General features: G+C 51.5%; 12 protein-coding genes. 9 read left to right on the top strand and 3 right to left on the bottom strand.

The features are described from left to right. Positions 1 to 32: 32 nt before the first annotated feature. The 9 genes from B0B12_RS19470 (at position 33) to B0B12_RS19430 (ending at position 19,582) form a co-directional block, all read left to right on the top strand. Positions 33 to 2,483, top strand: coding sequence for a bifunctional UDP-N-acetylmuramoyl-tripeptide:D-alanyl-D-alanine ligase/alanine racemase (locus tag B0B12_RS19470; protein ID WP_076672380.1), 2,451 nt, complete (start codon positions 33 to 35; stop codon positions 2,481 to 2,483). Positions 2,484 to 2,778: 295 nt separating this feature from the next. Further along, entirely contained in the window at positions 2,779 to 3,027 is a 249-nt protein-coding gene (locus B0B12_RS19465; protein WP_076672379.1) for a FeoA family protein, read from the top strand. Positions 3,028 to 3,039: 12 nt separating this feature from the next. Continuing rightward, positions 3,040 to 5,193: a ferrous iron transport protein B gene (gene feoB, locus B0B12_RS19460; protein ID WP_076672378.1), complete on the top strand. Its 2,154-nt coding sequence runs from the start codon at positions 3,040 to 3,042 to the stop codon at positions 5,191 to 5,193. 554 nt (positions 5,194 to 5,747) lie between these two features. Then, positions 5,748 to 8,957, top strand: coding sequence for a SusC/RagA family TonB-linked outer membrane protein (locus B0B12_RS19455; protein ID WP_076672377.1), 3,210 nt, complete (start codon positions 5,748 to 5,750; stop codon positions 8,955 to 8,957). 11 nt (positions 8,958 to 8,968) lie between these two features. Further along, complete coding sequence (locus B0B12_RS19450; RefSeq protein ID WP_076672376.1) at positions 8,969 to 10,390, top strand: SusD/RagB family nutrient-binding outer membrane lipoprotein; 1,422 nt, start codon at positions 8,969 to 8,971, stop codon at positions 10,388 to 10,390. A gap of 922 nt (positions 10,391 to 11,312) precedes the next feature. Next, positions 11,313 to 14,525, top strand: a complete 3,213-nt coding sequence (locus B0B12_RS19445; RefSeq protein ID WP_076672375.1) for a SusC/RagA family TonB-linked outer membrane protein — start codon at positions 11,313 to 11,315, stop codon at positions 14,523 to 14,525. Positions 14,526 to 14,536: 11 nt separating this feature from the next. Then, entirely contained in the window at positions 14,537 to 15,976 is a 1,440-nt protein-coding gene (locus B0B12_RS19440) for a SusD/RagB family nutrient-binding outer membrane lipoprotein (protein WP_076672374.1), read from the top strand. 247 nt (positions 15,977 to 16,223) lie between these two features. Then, positions 16,224 to 18,545: a TonB-dependent receptor gene (locus B0B12_RS19435; protein WP_244554782.1), complete on the top strand. Its 2,322-nt coding sequence runs from the start codon at positions 16,224 to 16,226 to the stop codon at positions 18,543 to 18,545. 5 nt (positions 18,546 to 18,550) lie between these two features. After that, complete coding sequence (locus tag B0B12_RS19430) at positions 18,551 to 19,582, top strand: DUF4249 domain-containing protein (RefSeq protein WP_244554781.1); 1,032 nt, start codon at positions 18,551 to 18,553, stop codon at positions 19,580 to 19,582. A 63-nt stretch (positions 19,583 to 19,645) separates the two neighbouring features. Here B0B12_RS19430 and B0B12_RS19425 read toward each other — a convergent pair whose 3' ends face one another. The 3 genes from B0B12_RS19425 to selD form a co-directional block, all read right to left on the bottom strand. Further along, positions 19,646 to 20,362, bottom strand: coding sequence for an SAM-dependent methyltransferase (locus tag B0B12_RS19425; RefSeq protein WP_076672371.1), 717 nt, complete (start codon positions 20,360 to 20,362; stop codon positions 19,646 to 19,648). A 235-nt stretch (positions 20,363 to 20,597) separates the two neighbouring features. Then, entirely contained in the window at positions 20,598 to 21,368 is a 771-nt protein-coding gene (locus tag B0B12_RS19420; RefSeq protein WP_076672370.1) for an alpha/beta fold hydrolase, read from the bottom strand. A 70-nt stretch (positions 21,369 to 21,438) separates the two neighbouring features. Then, positions 21,439 to 22,491, bottom strand: coding sequence for a selenide, water dikinase SelD (selD, locus tag B0B12_RS19415; RefSeq protein ID WP_076672369.1), 1,053 nt, complete (start codon positions 22,489 to 22,491; stop codon positions 21,439 to 21,441). Between the last annotated feature and the right edge of the window lies 1 nt (position 22,492).

The following is a 22,492-nucleotide window of genomic DNA, read 5'->3' as shown; positions in this document are numbered from 1 at the left end:
AACCCTTATCTTTGAGTTTTAAACCGAATTGTATGCTCAGCTTTCACCAGCTTCAGGCCATTGCAGGCGGCACCGTGGTGCAGCAACTGCAGGACAGCCCCGTGGTTCACCTGCTCACCGACAGCCGCAAACTTTCGCAGCCGGCGGGCACGCTGTTTTTTGCCATCCGGGGGCGCCATAACGACGGCCACGTATACCTGGAGCAGCTTTACCGGCTGGGCGTTCGGCAATTTGTGGTAGAGGCAGCGGCCGACGTAGCGCAGCTATACCCGGAGGCGAACATTCTGCAGGTGCGCAGCAGCCTGGAGGCCCTGCAGGCAGTGGCGGCCTGGCACCGGGCGCAGTTCCGTATACCTGTGCTGGGCATCACGGGGAGCAATGGCAAAACCATCGTGAAAGAGTGGCTGGCGCAACTGTTGAGTCCGGAAGAACTGGTCGTAAAGAGCCCGCGCAGCTACAATTCCCAGATCGGGGTGCCGCTTTCGGTGTGGCAGTTGGAGGCGAACCATACCTTCGGCATTTTTGAGGCAGGTATATCACAGCCTAGCGAGATGCAGAAGCTGCAGCAGATCATACAGCCCACGTTCGGACTGCTCACCAACATCGGCATCGCCCACGACGAAGGCTTTGCCAACCGGCGGCAAAAGGTAGCGGAGAAGTTGCAGCTGTTCAGCAAGGTAGAGCTGCTCTTTTATTGCCTCGATCATGAGTTCATACACGAAGCAGTACAGGCCAGCGCTATACCTGCCTTCACTTGGTCACGCAAGCAAGAGGCAGATGTAGAGATTCGCAACAGCAGCATCTCCGGCCACAAAACGATCGTGGGCTATACCTTCCGGGGCGAGCAGCATAGCTTGGCCATACCTTTTACAGACGAGGCCTCCGTGGAGAATACGCTGCACTGCCTGGCGGTGCTGTTGCAGCGCGGCACTGACCTGACGGCTATCCAAGACCGTATGGACCGACTGCAGCCCGTGGCCATGCGCCTCGAAATGAAAGAGGCCATCAACGGCTGCTACCTCATCGACGACACTTATAACAACGATCTGGCCGGACTTTCCATCGCCTTGGACCTGCTGGCCAGTCAGCCGAAGCGGGGACGGCGCACGCTGATTCTGTCCGATCTGCTGGAGTCAGGTATGCCGGAGGAGAAACTCTACAGCGAAGTAGCTGCCCTCACCAAAGTCCACCAGGTGGAGCGCCTGATTGGAATCGGACCCACCATACAGGCGCACGGGGCGAAATTTGGCGGCGATACGACCTTTTATGCCAGTACTGCCGAGTTTCTGCAGCAGTTTAGGCCGGATGCTTTCCGCAACGAGGTGATATTGGTAAAGGGCGCACGGGTGTTCGGGTTCGAAAAGATCGTGCAGGCCTTTCAGCAGAAGGTGCATGGCACGGTGCTGGAGGTGAACCTGGATGCGCTGGTGCACAACCTCAACTTTTACCGCTCCAAGCTCGCCTCAGATACCAAGCTGATGGTGATGGTAAAAGCCTTTGCCTACGGCAGCGGCAGCTTCGAGGTAGCCAACCTGCTGCAGTTTCACCGGGTCGATTACCTGGCCGTGGCTTACGTAGACGAGGGGGTGAGCCTGCGCGAGCACGGTATCACGCTGCCGATCATGGTCATGAATCCCTCGCCGGACAGCCTGGCCAAACTGCACCAGTACAGCCTGGAGCCTGAGATCTATTCCCTGGAGCTGCTCCGCGATTTTCTGGTCACTGCCCAATCTGATATCAGCTACAAAATTCACCTGAAGCTCGACACGGGTATGCACCGCCTCGGTTTTACAGAAGAGGACTTTGACGAACTGTTCAACTTGCTGAAACAGCATCCGCAGGTGCGGGTGGTGAGCGCATTCAGTCACCTGGCCGGAGCCGACGAAGCCCTACACGACGATTTTTCGCGCATGCAGCTACAGAACTTCCGGGTGCTGGCTGCCGAAGTGGAAAAGCGCCTGGGCTATACCTTGCTCAAGCATGTGCTCAACTCGGCGGGCATCGTGCGTTTTCCTGAGCATCAGCTGGATATGGTGCGCTTAGGTATAGGCCTGTATGGCGTGGAGTCGACCGGTTCGGAACAAGAGGCCCTACAACCGGTGAGTACGCTCAAAACAACCATTTCGCAGATCAAGCACATCCGGCAGGGCGAAACCGTGGGCTACAGTCGCAAAGGTATAGCCGACACCGACAAGACCATCGCCACCATCGCCATCGGCTACGCCGACGGCTACGACCGCCGCTTCAGCAACGGCGCAGGGCATGTGCTCGTCAACGGCCACCGCGCCCCGATCATCGGCAACGTGTGCATGGACATGTGCATGGTCGACGTGACCGGTATACCTGCCAAAACAGGCGACGAAGTGACCGTGTTCGGACCGCAGCTCACGCTGGTTGAGCTGGCCCAGCGCATCGGCACCATCCCCTACGAACTCCTCACTAACGTCAGCACCCGCGTCAAGCGCATCTTCTTTTCGGAGTGATTTTTCTGATTTGGAGATCTGGGTTATTTGAGCATTTTCGCAATATTTCAGATTTCTCCCAAGGGTCGAAATGACACAAAGATCCTTCAGTTGACGACAAGGGTTTGCGACCTGCCCAATCGTGCACCGGCAACAATTAACAATCAGCAATCAACAATTCAACCATCAACAAATCAACTCAGCAGCACATTGACGCATTAACCAATTAGCACATTGGCACTTTCTTTTGCAATACCGGGGAACAGCTTGTATCTTGCGGTTGTTTATAAACAGTCTAAATAAAAGGAGAGAAAACGTGCGTAACAGGACACAGAAATCACAGCAACAGAAGAGTGTGCGCGATCTGAAGATCGGAGAGAGCGGTGAGATTTCGAGCCTTAACGACCCGGAAATGGCGCTTAAGCTACTGGAAATGGGCTGTATACCTGGTGCCGAGGTGAAGCTGAACAGCAAAGCCCCCTTCGGAGACCCTGTTACCATCATCGTGAACGACTATACCCTCTCCCTGCGATTAGACGAAGCTGAAACCATTCTGCTGAAGTAGATTTATTACCACATGGCTATTATGATAGAGGCGGAGGCGCCAGAAGCCAAAAAAGCAACTGTTCATCAGCCGGTGGCCAGAATTGCATTGATCGGCAACCCGAACTCGGGTAAAACCTCACTTTTCAACCAACTCACAGGCCTTAACCAGAAGGTGGGCAACTTCCCGGGCGTTACCGTCGACAAAAAGACCGGTCTCAGCCAACTGACGCCACAGCTCAAGGCACAGATCATCGACCTGCCCGGCAGCTACAGCCTGTACCCCAAGTCGCTCGACGAGCGGGTGATCATCGACCTGCTTTACGATCCTACCACTAACCAACGCCCTGACCTGGTGATCGTGACGGCAGACGCCTCTAACCTGAAGCGCAACCTGCTGCTGTTCACACAGCTGGCGGACCTGCGCATACCTGCCGTGTTGGCCCTCAACATGATGGACGTAGCCGAGGCCGAGGGTGTGAAGATCGACATCGATATGCTGCAGCGCGACCTGGGCGTGCCGGTGATCCCGATGAACGCCCGCAAAGGCGTAGGTATAGCGGCACTCAAAATTGTGGTGTCGCAGCAGCTGACGGCCACGGAGGCGTCTTTCTTTGAGTTGCCGGAAAGGCTCAGGCCAGTAGTGGACCAGATCAAAGGACGGTTTAAACTGAACAACGATTACCTGGCCCTGCACTATGCGCACCAGTACAAGCACCTGCGCTTCTTGTCGGAAGACGACAGGGTATGGATGGCGCAGCTGTTGGAAAAGCAAGACTTCCGGTCCAGCACAGAGCAGGCTAACGAGACCATTGCCCGCTACGTGCGCATCAACGAAGTGCTGCTGGACGTGGTGCGGGTCGAGAAAGCCAAGGAAGAAGAGAAGTTCAGCAACAAGCTTGACCAAATACTGACGCACCGGGTATACGGTTACCTGATCTTCATGGGATTGCTGTTCATGGTGTTCCAGGCGGTGTTTGCCTGGGCCAGTTACCCCATGGATTTGATCGACGAAGGTATAGCCGCGCTCAACGGCCTTATTCAGGCGAACTTCAGCGGGCCACTGATCAACCTACTCACCGAAGGCGTGATTGCCGGTCTGGGCGGGGTGCTCATCTTTATCCCTCAAATTGCCATCCTCTTTGCTTTTATCGCCATTCTGGAAGAAACCGGCTACATGGCCCGCGTGACCTTTATGATGGACAAGATCATGCGCAAGTTCGGACTGAACGGCAAAAGCGTGGTGCCGCTTATTTCGGGCGTGGCCTGCGCGGTGCCTGCTGTGATGTCAGCGCGCACGATTGAGAACTGGAAGGACCGCATGATCACCATCTTTGTGACGCCGCTCATGAGCTGCTCGGCCCGCATTCCTGTTTATACTGTACTGATTGCCCTGGTGGTGCCGGAGGTATATTACTTTGGTTTCATGAACCTGCAGGGCATCGTGCTGATGGGCCTATACCTGCTGGGTTTCGTGTCGGCCATCCTTTCGGCGCTGCTACTTAAAGTGGTACTCAAAGCACGCGAACGCAGCTACTTCATCATGGAGTTTCCGGTATACCGCATGCCGCGCTGGAAAAACGTGGGCCTCACCATTTTCGAAAAGTCCAAAACCTTCGTGTTGGAGGCAGGTAAGATCATCGTGGCGGTTTCCATCATCCTGTGGGTGCTGGCCTCTTACGGACCTGGCGATAGCTTTGAGCGGGCTGAGGAGCGCGCTGTAGCAGAAGCCGAAGTAAAAGGCTTGAACGAAACCCAGACCGATAACCTAATCTCATCTTACCAACTGGAGTCGAGCTATGCGGGTCAGTTTGGCCATGCCATCGAGCCGGCGATCCGTCCGCTGGGTTACGACTGGAAGATAGGTATAGCGCTGCTCACTTCCTTTGCCGCCCGCGAGGTGTTTGTGGGTACCATTTCCACCATCTACAGTATAGGCGAAGAGGAAAATGTGACTACAATCAAAGACAAGCTGATGTCGGAGAAGGATGCCGACGGCAACCCGTTCTTTACACCAGCGCGGTCCTTCTCGCTCCTGATCTTCTACGCCTTTGCCATGCAGTGCATCAGTACGCTGGCCATCGTGCGCCGCGAAACCAAGAGCTGGACATGGCCACTGGCGCAGCTGGTTTATATGACGGGCTTAGCGTATGTGTCTGCCTTTGCCGTTTTCCAGTTGATGAGTTAAGCTATCAGCCTAGGTATAACGGAAGAGCCCGCTCCCCAAAGGAGCGGGCTTTTTCTTTGCAGCGTCTGGCAAAGCGCTTTTACCTGTCTATAATGAGTGACTCCAAGGTGGCAAATCAAGTAACCTCAACTAGCTAATCTTTAAGCTGGCTTTGGAAAATCCCAAAAAGAAGCGTGTTGCGCTTAGTTTTGTATTATTTAGCTCCTTATTTTTGCTTTTTAGCTAAAAAGATTAAATCTAGATTAAAATTGTTATAACAAATATTCTGCACTGCAGGTATAACATATGGCGCAGGAATAAATGCAGTGGCCGCATGCGGTGTGTTCCTGTCAGGGTATATCACAGGGAACTGATTAGCTGTAAATCATTTAATTATCTTCACTTTACGGTGGCCACTCTGGCTCCGGTACTTTTCGCTTACGTCTGAACGGCTGCCCAGCGCTGCCGGGATCCTCATCTACCTTCTTCTGAACAGACGCCATCCTGGCGCTGGGTAACTTGGCTATACTTCTATAGGCCAGCCATACTCCGGTTTTTACTAAATCCAGAAAGCGATGAAAAAACTTCTAGCAATAAGCTTCTTACTGATCTTTGCATTACAGCTACAGGTGCTGGCCCAGGGAAGGGCCATTACGGGCAATGTAACAGACGCTTCCACAAATCAGCCTTTACCAGGGGTAGCGGTACTGGTGAAGGGAACATCTGTAGGTACCGCCACAGGTGCCGACGGAAACTACTCCATAACGGTGCCGGACGGCGCCACTACCCTGGTGTTCCGGTTTATCGGTTACCAGACTACTGAACGTGCCATTGGTAATGCCACTACTGTGAACGTAGCACTCCCTGTAGCCGCAGAGCAACTGGGCGAGGTGGTGGTGACAGCACTGGGTATTGAACGAAACAAAAACGAATTGGCTTACTCAGCCCAACAGGTGAGCGGAGATCAAATTACGCGTACACGACCAGCTGACTTTGTGAACTCGCTTTCAGGTAAGGTGGCTGGTCTCGATATCCGCTCCAACAACACCATGGGCGGTTCCACAAACGTGATCATTCGCGGCAACAAGTCCATCACAGGCAACAACCAGGCGCTTTTCGTAATTGACGGGGTGCCGGTAAGTAATGCCAACACCAACACAGCCGACCAGCAGTCCGGCAGAACGGGAACTGACTTTGGTAACGCCGCAGCGGACTTGAACCCTGATAACATTGAGTCGGTGAACGTGCTGAAAGGTGCGGCCGCAACCGCGCTTTATGGCTCGCGTGCCGCAAACGGCGTTATCATGATCACAACCAAGAAAGGCGCGAAGAACAGCCTAAATATTACGATCAACAGTGGTGTTACCTGGAGCACGATGGACAGGAGCACTTATGTGGATTACCAGAAAGAGTATGGAGCAGGTTACTTCCAGGGATTCCGCACATCAGCTGACTTAGGTAGCGGGGTTGCTCCGGTAGTTCGTTTCCAGGATGATGCTTCCTACGGTCCGCGGTTCGACCCGAACCTGCAGGTATACCAGTGGGATGCCATTGACCCGTTCCACCCGAACTTTGGCAAGACCAGGCCTTGGGTGGCTGCTGCAAATGACCCTCGTGACTTTTACGAGACAGGCGTTAACTCAAACCAGAGTATCATGGTGAGTGGCGGCGGCGATAAAACTACCTTCAATGTAGGCTATACCCGAAACGACATCAAAGGCAACTTGCCAAATGCAACGCTTGATAAGGACCTGTTTAACTTTACGGGAACTTTTGAGGCGACCGAAAAGATATCGGTAAGTGCTTCGGCCAACTACTCGCGCACAGTGGGTGTCGGCAGGTATGGCACAGGTTACCAGGGCCGAAACCCCAACCAGCAGTTCCGCCAGTGGTGGCAGACCAACGTGGATATCGATGAGCAGAAAGACGCCTATTTCAGAAACCGCCAGAACATTACCTGGAACTGGAATGCGGCCAACACCGGCCCTATCTACTCTGACAACCCCTACTGGACCAGGTATGAAAACTACTCCAACGACGCCAGAGACAACTTCTACGGTTATGCATCTGCTACCTACAAGTTTACAGACTGGTTAAACTTAATGGGTAGAGTCACTTATAATACAACCACAGACATGCAGGAAGAGCGCGTGGCTATAGGAAGTGCTGACGTGAGCGAGTTTGAGCGATATGACAGAGAGTACAATGAAACCAACTACGACCTCTTCTTAAACTTCAACAGGAATATTACGGAAGACATTACCCTGAATGGTTTGATTGGGGGCAACCTACGCCGGGAACGGCTCAGAGATATCAGAGCCACTACCAACGGTGGTCTTGTAGTACCGAGGCTATACACGCTGTCAAACTCAGTTAACCCCATCACGGCCCCTATTGAAAACTTTGAGCGTGTAGGTGTGGACGGCATTTTTGCGAATGCGAACATCGGCTTTAGAGAAACCTACTTCCTGGAGCTTTCTGCCCGTCAGGATAAATCGACCACACTGCCAGAAGGAGATAACTCGTACTTTTATCCTTCCATAGCCGGAAACGTGGTGTTCTCCAACCTCTTCCAAGTGCCGTGGCTATCGGGTGGTAAGCTTCGCGTGAACTATGCTGAGGTGGGCAACAGTGCGCCGGCCTTCAGTATATTCGATGTGTACACACAGCCAACCGGATTGGGCTCCATTCCACTCTTCTCAATCCCGAATACCAAAAACAACGAGAACCTGAAGCCTGAGAGAACCAAGAGCTTTGAGGCCGGTATCGAGGCGGACTTTTTCAATAGCCTGTTTGGGTTTGACTTCACCTATTACCGCTCCAGCACAATAGACCAAATCATCAACGTGTCTACTACGGGTGCCACGGGCTACACAGCGCAGTGGGTGAATGCCGGTGAAGTGGAAAACAAAGGATTTGAGGTGGCTGCTTTTGCAACGCCAGTTCAGACAGGTGATTTCTCATGGAACATTAACATCAACTTTGCCCGAAACCGAAGTGAAGTTAAGAGCCTGTACCAGGATGTTCAGAACATCCCGCTTGCCACGTTCCAGGGAGGTGTGTCGCTTAACGCTGCCGTTGGCCATCCATTTGGTGTTATACGAGGCACTGACTTTGTGTACACAAATGGTCAGAAGACCGTGAACTCCGATGGGTACTACATCAACTCTGGCAACGCGTCTGACATTATCGGTGACCCGAACCCGGACTGGACCGGTGGTGTTAACAACACCCTCACCTTTAAAGGGGTGTCGCTCGGCTTCCTGGTCGATGTGCGACACGGGGGTGATATATTCTCGCTTGACCAGTGGTATGGCGAGGCAACCGGTCTGTATCCGAATTCTGCCGGGTTGAACGACAAGGGAAATCCTTCCCGTCTTCCGGTAGACGAGGGTGGTGGTGTACTGCTGCCCGGCGTGAAAGAAGACGGAACCCCGAACGACGTCTATGCAGAGAATACAGACGGCAACGGCAACACGCCTTTTGGGTATGCTGCGGGCGGTATAGAAGCCCCAAGGGCCATGTATGTGTTCGACGGCAGTTTCGTGAAGCTGAGAGAGGTTGCCCTTTCCTACGCTTTGCCGCAGTCGCTGATGGAAAACCTCGGCTTTATAAAAGGGGTTGACATACAGCTGATCGGACGCAACCTGTGGATCATCCACAAGAACATGGATTACTCCGATCCGGAAGAGGGCCTGAGTTCGGGCAATGCATCCAGAGGCTATCAGTCTGGCGCATACCCTGCTTTCAGGAACTACGGATTTAACGTCAGATTTAATTTCTAAACTACCAAGACATGAAGAAAGTTATCATATGTCTATTCTCGCTGGTGTTTATGGCAGCCTGCGTAGACGATCTGGACGAATATAATATAGACACGAAGCGGGCAACCGATGTCCCGCCTGCCACGCTGTTTACCAATGCCTTGCTAGGCTTGACGGACGTGTTGACCACTCCGAACGTTAACACGAACAACATCAGGTTGTATGTGCAGCATTGGGCTACAACTCAATATGTAGAGGAGCCCCGGTACAACATGACGGGTCGTTTGATTCCTCAAAACTACTGGAATGCGCTTTACCGGGACGTGCTGGCTGATTTGAAAGAAGCCAAAAGGCTGTTGAATGCCAATGAGACGATTGATCCGGTGCTCAAAAGCAACCAATTGGCTCAAATTGAGATCATGGAGGTATACACCTGGTCTGTTCTGGTAACTTCCTTTGGTGACGTACCTTACACAGAGGCGCTCGATCCGACCAATACGCAGCCGGTATACGATGACGACCAGGCGATTTTCAACGATATCCTGGAACGCCTTGATATGGCGCTTGGTATGATCAACACGGCAGAATCTGGGTTTGAAGAAGGGGATGTGCTTTACAATGGAGACATGGCACAGTGGGTGAAGTTCGGTAATTCTCTGAAGCTGCGGTTAGCCATGGTCATAGCCGATGTTGACGCAGCCAAAGCCGGAACGCTTGTAGCAGAAGCTGCGCCGAATGTGTTCACAAGCAATGCGGACAATGCCTTATTCCCATACACGGCTGCCACCCCGAACAACAACCCGATTTCTGATAACGTTAGGGGGCCGCTCTCAGCAAGGGAAGACTTTATAGCAGCCAGCACACTGGTCGACTTGATGAATTCGCTGAATGACCCCAGGAGGCCGCAGTACTTTACAGATGTCGATGGGCAATTTGTAGGTGGCAGAGTTGGCTTTGCGAACAATTATGAAGAGAACTCCACAGTAAGCGAGAAAGTGGCGGCACTTGATTTCCCTGGTGTGTTGCTGGATTATGCCGAGGTAGAGTTCTTGCTGGCAGAGGCTGTAGAAAGAGGATTCATTGCCGGGTCTGCAGCTGAGCATTACAATGCAGCGATCAGGGCATCCATCCTGTACTGGGGAGGGACAGAAACAGAGGCGGATGCTTATCTGGCTCAGCCTGCAGTTAACTACGCCAGCGCTCCCGGCGACTGGAGACAGAAGATTGGCACGCAGGCCTGGATCGCCTTCTTCAACCGCGGCTATGAGGCGTGGCTAACCTGGAGAAGACTGGATGCACCAACGCTCCTTCCTCCGGTAGACGGCCTGATCGTACCGACAAGATTGATCTATCCTGTAAACGAGCAGACGCTGAACCCGAACAACCGTGCAGCTGCAGCTTCGGCTATAGGAGGGGACGAAAGTTTCACCAAACTGTTCTGGGATGTGCGGTAGCAGCAGATCAAATGTATAGAAGATAAACTTGGTAGTAGTTTTCTGCAGAAAATGCCTCTGAACTTTGGAGGCATTTTTCTTTTATGGTCAGGTATAGCAAAACAAGCGCTATAATTATATGGTTAAACCTTTCGGCCGAAAAGATAAAATCTTGATTCTGTTTGCCTTATCTTTTAAAAATTTAATTTTTTTGCTATCGCATTGAATAAATTTATCTTTTCTTATACATGCCCGTATACAGAGGAGTTTTTGCAGCTGTAATCAGAAACCGCCTTTGCAGCATCCAGGAGCCAATAAAAAGCTAGCTAAAATTCACTGTCGGATTCAAAAAATGAATAATTGTTTGTGAAAGCCAAAAACATTCTTTAAAATTGGGCATCTCTCACCTTAAACAAATAATAATAATGAAAAGATCTCTACTACCCCAAGAGTTACTTTTGCCCCAATGCCGCTTACCAATTTCTGACAAATTAGCGGCCTTCTAAGTATTTACCAATTAACATAGCTCCAATCTAAGCTATCCAACTGTTGTTTTTCAGGCTCTTTAGTCTGCTTAAGGCACAGCTGTATACTTATTCTGGTAAATAATTAATATAAACCAGCTTTCTCGGCATCCGATACAGTAACCTGTTGACGATAATTTCCTATTCAGGGTCGCGTGTCTGTCCCTAGCTTTGCTGATTCCGGCATCCTAGATCAGTACAGACAGCACCTGTTGCAGGAAGCTTGTATATCCGCTTTGCGGATCGTTGTCAGATGCCAGTAGCGAAGGATTTCGAAAGAAGAAGGAGGTGATCAACAGACAGAGCGAGCCTTTGCTCATACCGAGAACTAAACAAACAGATTGACGCTGTTATTCAGCGCAGCTATAAAATAACACCTTAACTATTTTGATTTTATTCTCACCTAAACAAACAGCACAATGAAAAAAATTCTAATGCTATGCCTGCTGCTTGTGTCGGCCTTGATTCAAGAGGCCATGGCTCAAGTCAGGGCAATCACCGGTACGGTGACAGACGCTACTACCAAACAGCCTCTGCCAGGGGTTACAGTCTTGGTGAAAGGCACGTCGGCGGGTACTGCCACGGGGGCAGACGGTACTTATACTATTAACGTACCCGAAGGCAGCAACACCCTGGTTTTTCGCTTCATAGGTTATCAGACCATCGAGCGACCAATCGGCACCAACACAAGCATGGACGTGGCCATGGGAACTGATACCCGCCAGCTGGGTGAGGTTGTGGTGACCGCCCTCGGTATCGAGCGTAACAGAAACGAGCTGGCTTACTCAGCTCAGGAAGTTAGCGGCGACCTGATCACACGTGCCAGAAACGAAAACGTAGTAAACTCCCTGTCAGGTAAAGTGGCTGGTCTCGACATCAGAACCAACAACACCATGGGCGGTTCTACTAACGTGATCATTCGTGGTTATTCTTCTCTTACAGGTAACAACCAGGCGTTGTTCGTAATTGACGGTGTGCCGGTAAGTAACGCTAACAACAACGGCTCTAACCAGGCTACTGGCCGTGGTGGTGCTGACTTTGGTAACGCTGCTGCTGACTTGAACCCAGATAACATCGAGTCGGTGAACGTACTGAAAGGTGCGGCAGCGACTGCGCTTTACGGTTCTCGTGCAGCAAACGGTGTAATCATGATCACAACCAAAAAAGGTGCTAAAAACAGCCTGAACGTAGCTGTAAACAGCGGTGTGACATGGAGCAACATCGATAAAAGCACGTATGTGAAGTACCAGAAAGAGTACGGCGGTGGCTATTTCCAAGGCTTCCGTGCATCACGTGATCTGGGCAGCGGTGTAGCACCAGTAGTTCGTTACCAGGATGACGCCTCTTATGGTCCTAAATTCGATCCGAACCTGCAGGTATACCAGTGGGATGCCATTGACCCGCTTCACCCGAACTATGGCAAGACCAGACCTTGGGTAGCTGCTGAAAACGACCCAACTGCTTTCTACCGCACAGGCCTTAACTCCAACCAGAGTGTTGTAGTAAGCGGCGGTGGCGACAAGACTACCTTCAACCTTGGTTACACTCGTAACGACATCAAAGGTAACCTGCCTAACTCCAGCATCGACAAAGACATGTTCAACTTCAACGCTTCTTACGAGGCCACTGAAAGATTGACAGTCTCTGCATCTGGTAACTATACCCGCACAGTAGGTGTAGGTAGATACGGTACAGGTTATAGCGGTAACAACCCGAACCAGCAGTTCCGTCAGTGGTGGCAGACCAACGTGGACCTGGAGGAGCAGAAAGATGCTTACTTCAGAAACCGCCAGAACATTACCTGGAACTGGAACAGCTCTAACACAGGCCCTATTTACTCTGACAACCCATACTGGACGCAGTACGAAAACTACTCAAACGACACCAGAGATAACATTTACGGCTATGCAACTGTAAACTACAAGATTACCGATTGGCTGAGCGCATTGGGTAGAGCCTCTTTCAACACTACAGCCGACATGCAGGAAGAGCGTGTAGCAGTTGGTAGTGCAGGTTTGAGCAGCTATTCAAGATACAACAGAGACTTTAACGAAACCAACTTCGACCTGATGTTGAATTTCAAAAAAGACTTCTCTGAAGACCTAAGCTTTACAGGTTTGTTGGGTGGTAACATCCGCAGAGACCGTGCTGAATCTATCTTCACAGCAACAAACGGTGGTCTGGTTGTTCCAAGACTGTACTCTATCTCCAACTCAGTTAGCCCTGTAAACCCTCCAACTGAAACTTTAACACGCAGAGGTGTTGACGGTATTTTCGCCAACGTAAACCTTGGTTTCAGAGACACTTACTTCATGGAACTTTCTGCTCGTGAAGATAAGTCTACTACACTTCCTGAAGGCGACAACGCTTACTTCTACCCAGCTGCTGGTGTGAACGTACTGTTCTCTAACCTGCTGGAGACTTCTTGGTTATCACACGGTAAAGTGAGAGTTAACTACGCAGAGGTAGGTAACGATGCGCCGCCGTTGAGTATCTACGACGTGTATACCAAGCCTACTGGTTTTGGATCCACTCCGATCTTCTCGCTTCCAAGCACTAAGAACAACGCTAACCTGAAGCCAGAAAGAAAGAAGAGTATGGAAGCAGGTATAGAGGCTGAGTTCTTCAACAACCTGTTCGGTTTCGACCTGACAGTGTACAAGGAAAACCAGGTTGACCAGATCATGCCAGTTAGCCAGACGGCTGCTTCCGGCTACACAAGCCGTTACGTAAACGCCGGTGAAGTAGAAAACAAAGGTTTTGAGGTAGCTGCTTTCGTTACGCCTATCCAAACTGGAGATTTCACCTGGACTATGAACTTCAACTTCGCCCGTAACAGAAACAAGGTGCTGAGCCTGTACGAAGACGTGCAGAACCTGTCACTTGCTGCTTTCCAGGGTGGTGTATCGCTTAACGCTGCCATTGGCCAGCCTTATGGTGTTATCCGAGGCACTGACTTTGTGTACACAAATGGTCAGAAAACAGTTGGAGAAAACGGATACTACCTGACCTCTGACAGATCAGACATGATCATTGGCAATCCAAACCCAGACTGGACTGGTGGTTTCAACAACACCTTAACATTCAAAGGTCTGTCACTGGGCTTCCTGATCGATGTTCGTAAAGGTGGAGACGTGTTCTCGCTTGACCAGTGGTATGGCGAAGCAACCGGTCTTTATGCTCACACAGCAGGTCTGAACGACAAGGGCAACCCTTCTCGTCTGCCAGTTGACGAAGGTGGTGGTGTGCTGCTGCCAGGAGTTAAAGAAGACGGTACTCCGAACGACATCTACGGTGAGAACCAGGACGGTGACGGCATGACGCCTTATGGCTACGCTGCCAACAACTACGAAGGTGCTCCACTCGCCATGTATGTGTTTGACGGTAGCTTCGTGAAGCTGAGAGAAGTTGCTCTTTCTTATGCCCTGCCACAGTCACTTGTTGGGAACCTTGGATTTGTGAAAGGTGTTGACCTGCAGCTGATCGGCCGTAACCTTTGGATCATCCACAAAAACATGGAGTACTCTGACCCTGAAGAAGGTTTGAGCTCAGGCAATGCTGGCCGTGGTTACCAGTCTGGCGCTTACCCAGCGGTTAAGACTTATGGCTTCAACGTTAAATTAAATTTCTAAAATTTCAGAAAATGAAGAAACTTATCATATGCTTATTCTCGCTGGTGTTTTTGGCATCATGCGTAGATGATCTGGACGAGTATAACATTGACCAGAAGCAAGCGACAGTAGTTCCGGCTGTTACCCTGTTCACGGGTGCAACCAAGAACCTGACAGACGTGTTGACGACACCCAACGTTAACACGAACAACTACCGTTTTTATGTGCAGCACTGGACATCCACACAGTACCTGGATGAGCCACGCTATAACATGACATCACGTACAATTCCGCAGGGTATGTGGACAACCCTGTACCGTGATGTGCTGGCGGACCTGGTTGAAGCGAAGAGAATCATCAACGAGGATCAGACGCTTGCAGAAGCTGTTAAACAAAACCAACTGGCTCAGGTAGAGATCATGGAGGTGTATACCTGGTCTGTATTAGTTAACACGTTTGGTGATGTTCCTTACACAGAGGCACTTAACTCTCAGAATGCACTGCCTAAATACGATGATGCGCAGGCTATTTACAACGACATCCTGTCTCGTCTTGAAACTGCTGTAGATCAGATTAATACTTCTTCTGCCGGATTTACCGGTAATGGTGACATCCTTTACGGTGGTAACATGCAGCGTTGGCTTAAGTTTGGCAACTCTTTGAAGCTGAAGTTAGGTATGGTAGTAGCAGATGTTGACAATGCAAGAGCGAAAGCACTGGCAGAGTCAGCAACGGCAGCAGATGCAGGTGGCGTTATTTCAAGCAATGCTGAGAATGCATCCTTCGAATACCTGTCTGCTCCACCAAACAACAACCCAATCTCTTCAAACGTGAAGGGCCCACTTTCAACCAGAGAGGACTATGTTGCCGCCAACACTTTGGTTGACGCCATGAACCAGCGTAACGACCCAAGAAGAGAGTTCTACTTCTCGCAGGTAGGCGGTCAGTTCAAAGGTGGTAAGTATGGTTTCCCTAACACCTTTACTGATTTCTCGACTGTGAGCGCTAAGGTTGCTGATCCTACTTTCGAAGCTCTTCTGCTGGACTATGCTGAAGTAGAATTTTTGCTGGCTGAGGCTGTAGAAAGAGGTTATAATGTAGGTGGCACTGCAATGGAGCACTACAACAAAGGTGTTACGGCCTCTATTACTTATTGGGGTGGTACTGAGGATCAGGCTAAATTATACTTGGCACAGCCAAGCGTGAACTACCTGACTGCTCCTGGCGACTGGAAACAGAAAATTGGTACGCAGGAGTGGATCGCGATGTACAACCGCGGCTACGATGCATGGGTAACCTGGAGAAGACTGGATGCGCCAACGCTCCTTCCTCCGGTAGACGGCCTGATCGTACCGACAAGATTGATCTATCCTGTAAACGAGCAGACGCTTAACCCGTCAAACTATACTTCTGCTTCGTCAGCAATTGGTGGTGATCAGAGCTCAACCAAGCTGTTCTGGGACATTAGATAATAAAGATTTTTGATTTGAATTTTAAGAAAACTAGGTAGTAGTCTTCTTCATTGGCAAAGGTCTCCGGATTCCGGAGACCTTTTCTTTTCGCAGGAATTTACAGCAGTCAGTGTATCGCTCTGATATGCAGAAAAGCTTTCGGAACAGGTAGTAATTTAATGTCCAAACTTTGTATATTTAAAAAAAGTATTTGTATAATATTTCGCTCCCTATGCCCCGGAAATCAGTCGCAATTATCCTCTTGCTGATGGCTTTTACTTTAGATGCCTGGGCCCAGTCAGCGGCTCCCAGGCAGTACAAACTGACCGGCACTGTGAAGGGACTCTGGGGGGAGAGACTCGAGGGAGCTTTTCTGGTGATCACACCGGGTAAAAATGGCGTTTTCTCTGATAAACAAGGGCGCTTTTCGGTGCTGTTAGAGCCGGGGGAATATGAAATTGCCTGTCAGTACATAGGGATGGCGCCTCTCCGCGAAACAGTGACCCTGGTGGGAGACAAGGAGATTGAACTAACACTGACACGGGCCAATTTCAAGCTGAAAGAGGTGGAGATCACGAGCAGGCCGGTGACAGATGTTAACAGCACCCAGATGGGGAGTTCTTTTCTGGACCAGAAGATGCTGACACGCATGCCAAAGCTACTGGGAGAGGCGGATGTGTTGCGGAGTGTGTCGGCATTGCCCGGCGTGGTGAATGCGGGTGAGGGTACATCGGGCTTTTTTGTGCGGGGTGGCAGTGCTGACCAGAACCTGGTGCTGATGGATGATGCCCCTGTCTTCAACACTAACCATTTGTTCGGCTTCTATTCCGTTTACAATCCGGATATCCTTAAAAGCTACGAGCTGCACCGCAGCGGTATATCTGCCAGGTATGGAGGCAGGATTTCGTCTATTCTCGATGTAAGCCTCCGGGACGGAAACGAGGAGAAAATGAAGTATGAGATCGGCCTGTCCCCCATCTCAGGAAAGTTCAGCGTAGACGGGCCGCTATCTGATAAACTTACGTTCCTGGCCGCTTTCAGGGGAGCGTATCCGGGCTACATCATGAAGCTTTTTCCCAACCGGAACATCAAAAACAGCTCGGGGCATTTCTACGATGGCAACCTCAAATTCAAGTATAAGCTAAACGCAAAGAACACGGTCAGCTTCTCTGGCTACCACAGTGGGGACGGCTTCAAGTTTCCGAACGACACGACCTACCAATGGAATAACACGCTGGGAACGCTCAAGTGGAGCCATCTTTTCAACAACAACTTTTCAGGTATAGCCACCCTGGTTAAGAGCCATTATACTAACAAAGTGGAGGGCATTGCCATCGGGGAAGAGTTTGCGCTCAACTCAGGTATAGACCTCAATCAACTGAAGCTAGACTTTGGGTATTTCGGGTTTGACAATCACCAACTAGACTTTGGGGCCGAAGCGTCCGCATACCTTATTCAGCCGGGAGAGTTGGTGCCGTACGGCAGCTCGAGCCTCAACCCACGCCAATTGGAGAGCGACAAAGGGTACGAAACGTCCATCTACCTGAACGATGACGTAACGCTCACAGGCAGGCTGTCGATGTCGGTGGGGCTTCGTTACTCCCGGTTTGACAAGATTGGGCCTACCGATACTTATGTCTATGCGGAGGGGCGGCCCCGGAGTGATGTGAACATTGTCGATACGCTTTCCTATGGCACGGGAGAGGTGGTGCAAACCTACTCCGGGCTGGAACCGCGTGCGTCTTTCAAATATTCTCTGACTGACAACACCTCTTTGAAAGTGGGCTATAGCAGAACGAGGCAGTACATTCAGCTCATCTCCAACACGGCCGCTATCACACCGGTGGATGTCTGGAAACTCTCCAATAAACACATAGAGCCCCAGATCGCTGACCAGGTGGCCCTGGGCTATTTCTACACAGGTTCCGAGAGCTGGTACGATTTCAGTTGGGAGATCTATTACAAAAAGCTCTACAACCAGGTTGATTACAAAGATGGAGCAACGCTTTTGTTGAATCCCACGCTCGAATCTGATCTGCTGTTCGGCGAGGGAGAAGCGTACGGCTCTGAGTGGATGCTGAAAAAGAACCAGGGACGCCTGACCGGGTGGGTGAGCCTGACTTACTCACGGTCTTTCAGAACGATAGCGGGCAAAACCGAAGCAGAAACTATTAACGGGGGCAAAGCCTATCCATCCAATTACGACAAACCGATCAACCTGAATATTTTTACCGATTATCACCTTTGGCCTAAATGGAAGCTGACGGCAAACTTTACCTACACCACTGGCAGGCCAGTAACGGCGGCGGACTCCTGGTATTGGTACCAGGGGCAGATCTTTGCCAACTACTCTGGCCGGAACCAGGAGCGGATGCCCGACTACCACCGCCTGGATGTGGCGCTGAATCGGGAGATCATCAAAAAGGGCAGGGCTGAATACAGCGGCAGCTTCTCCATTTATAACCTCTATGGCAGAAAGAACGCCTACTCCATGCTGTACCAGCACTATTATGGAGAGGCACCAACGGCGTATAAACTGGCCGTGATCGGCACTCCTATACCTTCCATTAATTTAAATGTTAAATTCTAATGCGTATGCTACGAAGGTTGCTGCCATTTTTCCTGCTCCTCCTCATGGGCTGCATCGACCCGGTCGATACGGACCTGAACACCCAGCGAAAGCATTTGGTCGTGGAAGGATACTTTACAAATGAGGCCAAGCTGAATTACGTGCGATTGAGTTATTCGCAGCCGCATTCCTCCCCCTATAATGAATTTGAAGAAGAGGCGATTGTCACGGTAACAAGCGAAGAAGGCGAATGGCACGTGTTTTCATATGACAAGGCAGGGTATTATTACCCGCCTGCCACCGGAGAGGCGGTAGGCGTACCCGGGCATACCTATACGCTCAATGTTACGGTAGGAGACCAGCTGTACCAATCGGAGCCGGTGGTTATGAAAGCCCCTATAGCGATAGACTCGGTGCAGTTTGAGGTGTCGGAGCAGACGTTTGCTTTCCCGGGGGACCGTGAGAAAGTATTGCTGCCCGGGTATAGCGTGCTGGTAGACTATTCCGATCCGGCAGCAGAAAAGAACTTTTTACGTTGGTCATTTGCGACCCAATACGAAGTCAGAACACAGCCCCAGGATTACATTGATCCTTTCACCGGGCTTCCCGCCCCGAAGGATTGCTGCGTGCAATGCTTTTTGGAGGAGAAGCTGGAGCAACTCAAAGTGATAGACGACCGCCTGACCAACGGCAAACAGGTACTTCGCCAGAATGTACTCTTTATGCCTTTTGAGAAATACCTGGGCGTGAAGAATAAACTGACGCTGTACCAACACTCCATTACCGAAGACGCTTACAATTTCTTCCGCATTCTGGAGCAGCAGAAAGTGGCGACAGGCACCGTGTTCGACCCGCCGCCTGCTGAAGTTAAAGGGAACATCAACAGCGTGAATAATGCCAATGAACAGGTGATCGGCTTCTTCGACGTATCGGGGGTGAGTACAAAGCAGGTAACCATTTTGCGAAGCGACATCGATTATCCTTTCGCCCCGTTCCGCTACCCCGATGATTGCCGGGTGATGAAAAATACGACCATGGTTATACCTGAAGGCTGGTAGATGCCAGTATGCAGGTATAGGTCAGCCAAAAGCAAGCTTTGGTGAAGCGCGCCTTCAGGTAGTTTACTTATAGATCAGAAACACCGCCGGCTGTTTGTGGATGTCCGGTAGCTTGCCTTTCCATTCGGCGATGGTTTTGGTCTGGATAAACTCATGCTCGGGCGAGGTGATGTTAGCCGCAATACAGAGGCGGGTACTTCCGCTCAAGGTCTGTACCAGGTCCTCAAGGAGTTTGTTGTTGCGGTAGGGCGTCTCCATGAAAATCTGTGTCTGGTCCCGCTGCAGCATTTCTTTCTCCAGGTTGCGCAGCGCCTGCAGGCGTAGTCCCTTCTCGATGGGCAGGTATCCATGGAAGGCGAAGCGCTGGCCATTGAAGCCGCTGGCCATCAGGCTGAGCAGAATGGCCGAAGGTCCGGCAAAAGGCACCACGCGTATACCTTTCTGATGCGCATACTTGGCCACCTCGGCACCGGGGTCAGCTATGCCTGGGCAACCTGCTTCCGAGATAATACCCGCGTCTATACCTTGCTCCAGCAGTGGTTTCAAAGAGGCCTGTACCTGGGCAGGTGTCGCGTCTTTATCTACCTGCACGAAATGCAGCTGCTCAATAACCAGTTCCGGGCAGATGCTTTTGACAAAGCGCCGGGCCGTGCGCAGGTTCTCCACGATAAAGTAGGTGAGGCGACGCACCGTGTCCTTCACCTGAGGCGATATCACCTGATCAGCGGTGTCCTCGGCAAGGATGGTAGGTATCAGGTATAGCGTGCCGGTCTTCTTCATATGGGGTAAATTGCTTAATTGCTTAATTGTTGAATGGTTAAATGGTGGTGGAGTATACCTGTTGCGGCGGCTATACCTTAGATGAAAGCCGCAGCTTTGGACTGCGGCTTTGGGGTATCAGTGCGATGGGTTGCCCATCATACTTCTGTAGCTAGCCCAAACACTCGCAGGAGCTGTGCACACTGCAAGGTCAGGCCGGTTTTGCCCATCATCTTATCTTGAAAATGGAAAAGACTTAGTCGGTTTCCAGGAACCTGGCTACCAGGTCGTATACCTGGTCAGGCGCCTCGGCGTGCACCCAGTGGCCTGCATCCGGTATCGTCTCTACCTGCACCAGCGTGAACAAATGCTCGATGGAAGAATAAACATCTTCCGGCAGGATATACCTGGATCTGCCTCCTTTGATGAAGAGCGTGCTTTTCTTGAAAGGAATGTCAGAGGTAATGGCGGCCGCCACGTTTTCGTAATTCTGCTCAATAGTGTCCAGGTTCATGCGCCAACCGAAGGTATTGTCCTCCTTACGGTAGAGGTTCTTCATCAGGAACAGGCGTACACTCTCCTCCTTTATAGATTTTGCTAACTGTGCGTCCACATCGCCTCGGCTGGTCACTGTGCTCAGGTCTACCGACTGCAGGGCGTCGATGATCTCATCGTGGTGCGGCGGGTAGGCCTTGGGCGCAATGTCTACCACAATCAGCTTGGTGAGGCGGGTCGGGTATTTCAGGGCATAGTTCATGGCTACTTTTCCGCCCATCGAGTGGCCCATGATGGCCGGGGTGGGAATCTGCAGCTCATCCACCAGGCGCAGCACGTCTTCGGCCATTACATCGTAGTCGTGCTGGTCGCTGTGCGGGGAGCGCCCGTGGTTGCGCAGGTCTACCAGAAATACATTATAGTGCTCAGCCAGTCTTTTGGCCAGGGTCTGCCAGTTATCCAATGTGCCGAAGAGGCCGTGCAGAATCAGCAGCGGCTGCCCATGGCCCATTTCCTTGTAGTGTAGTTTCATGTTTATCAGTGTACAGGGTCAGTTATTAATAAGTTAATGTAGGCTTACGGAAGTCAGCCGTAATGGGTCGCTATACCACCTGGATCAGCCTCTCTTCGCTGCCTCGTTCCTTTAGCACGCCCAGCGGTTGAAGTTGCAGGCCATACCTCTCAAATACCTGCATCACCTCTTCGCGTCCGGCCGGATCAACGGCTACGAGCAGACCGCCGCTGGTCTGCGGGTCGCAGAGCAGGTGCTTCTGGTCCGGGGTGAGTTCTGCTATTTTGTGACCGTAGCTGTCGAAGTTGCGGTGCGTGCCGCCAGGAATAGCTTTCTGTGCCAGGTATTCCAAGGCTTCCGGTATAACCGGCACCTTGTCGAAGTGCACCTCTGCGCTCAGGCCGCTGCCTTCGCACATTTCGGAAAGGTGACCGAGCAGACCAAAACCCGTTACGTCGGTCATGGCTTTTACCTGCGGCAGCTGGCCCAGCTCAGCGCCGATCTTGTTGAGTTGCATCATCTGCTGCGGTGCCAGGTGCGCGTGCTCTAGCTTCAGGATGGCTTTTTTCTGAGCAGTGGTGAGAATGCCTACGCCCAGCGGCTTGGTCAGGTATAGCTCGCAGCCGACCGTAGCCGTGTCGTTACGCTTCAGGTTCGGGATGTCAAGCATGCCCGTTACGGCCAGTCCGAAGATCGGCTCCGGGCTGTCGATGCTATGACCGCCTGCCAACGGTATGCCTGCTTCGTGGCAGATGCTGCGGCTGCCCTCAATCACGCGCTTGGCTACCTCAGGGGCCAGCTTGTCCACAGGCCAGCCCAGCACAGCAATGGCCATGGTAGGTATACCGCCCATGGCGTACACGTCTGAGATGGCGTTGGCCGAGGCGATGCGCCCAAAGTCGTAGGCATCGTCTACGATCGGCATGAAGAAGTCGGTAGTGCTGATGACGGCGCGGCCATGGCCGATGTCGTACACGGCGGCATCGTCGCGGGAGCTGTTGCCTACCAGCAGGTTCTTGTTTTCGGGGTAGCTCACCTCCGTATGCAGGATCGCGTCAAGCACTTTAGGCGAAATCTTACAGCCGCAGCCGGCACCATGACTGTATTGGGTAAGCTTTATGTCTTGTTGGGTAGTCTCTTCCATG

The sequence above is a fragment of the Pontibacter indicus genome, from assembly GCF_900156345.1.
GTDB lineage: Bacteria > Bacteroidota > Bacteroidia > Cytophagales > Hymenobacteraceae > Pontibacter > Pontibacter indicus.
Note: the sequence above shows the minus strand (reverse complement) of the source record. Positions and strands in the feature narration are given on the sequence as shown.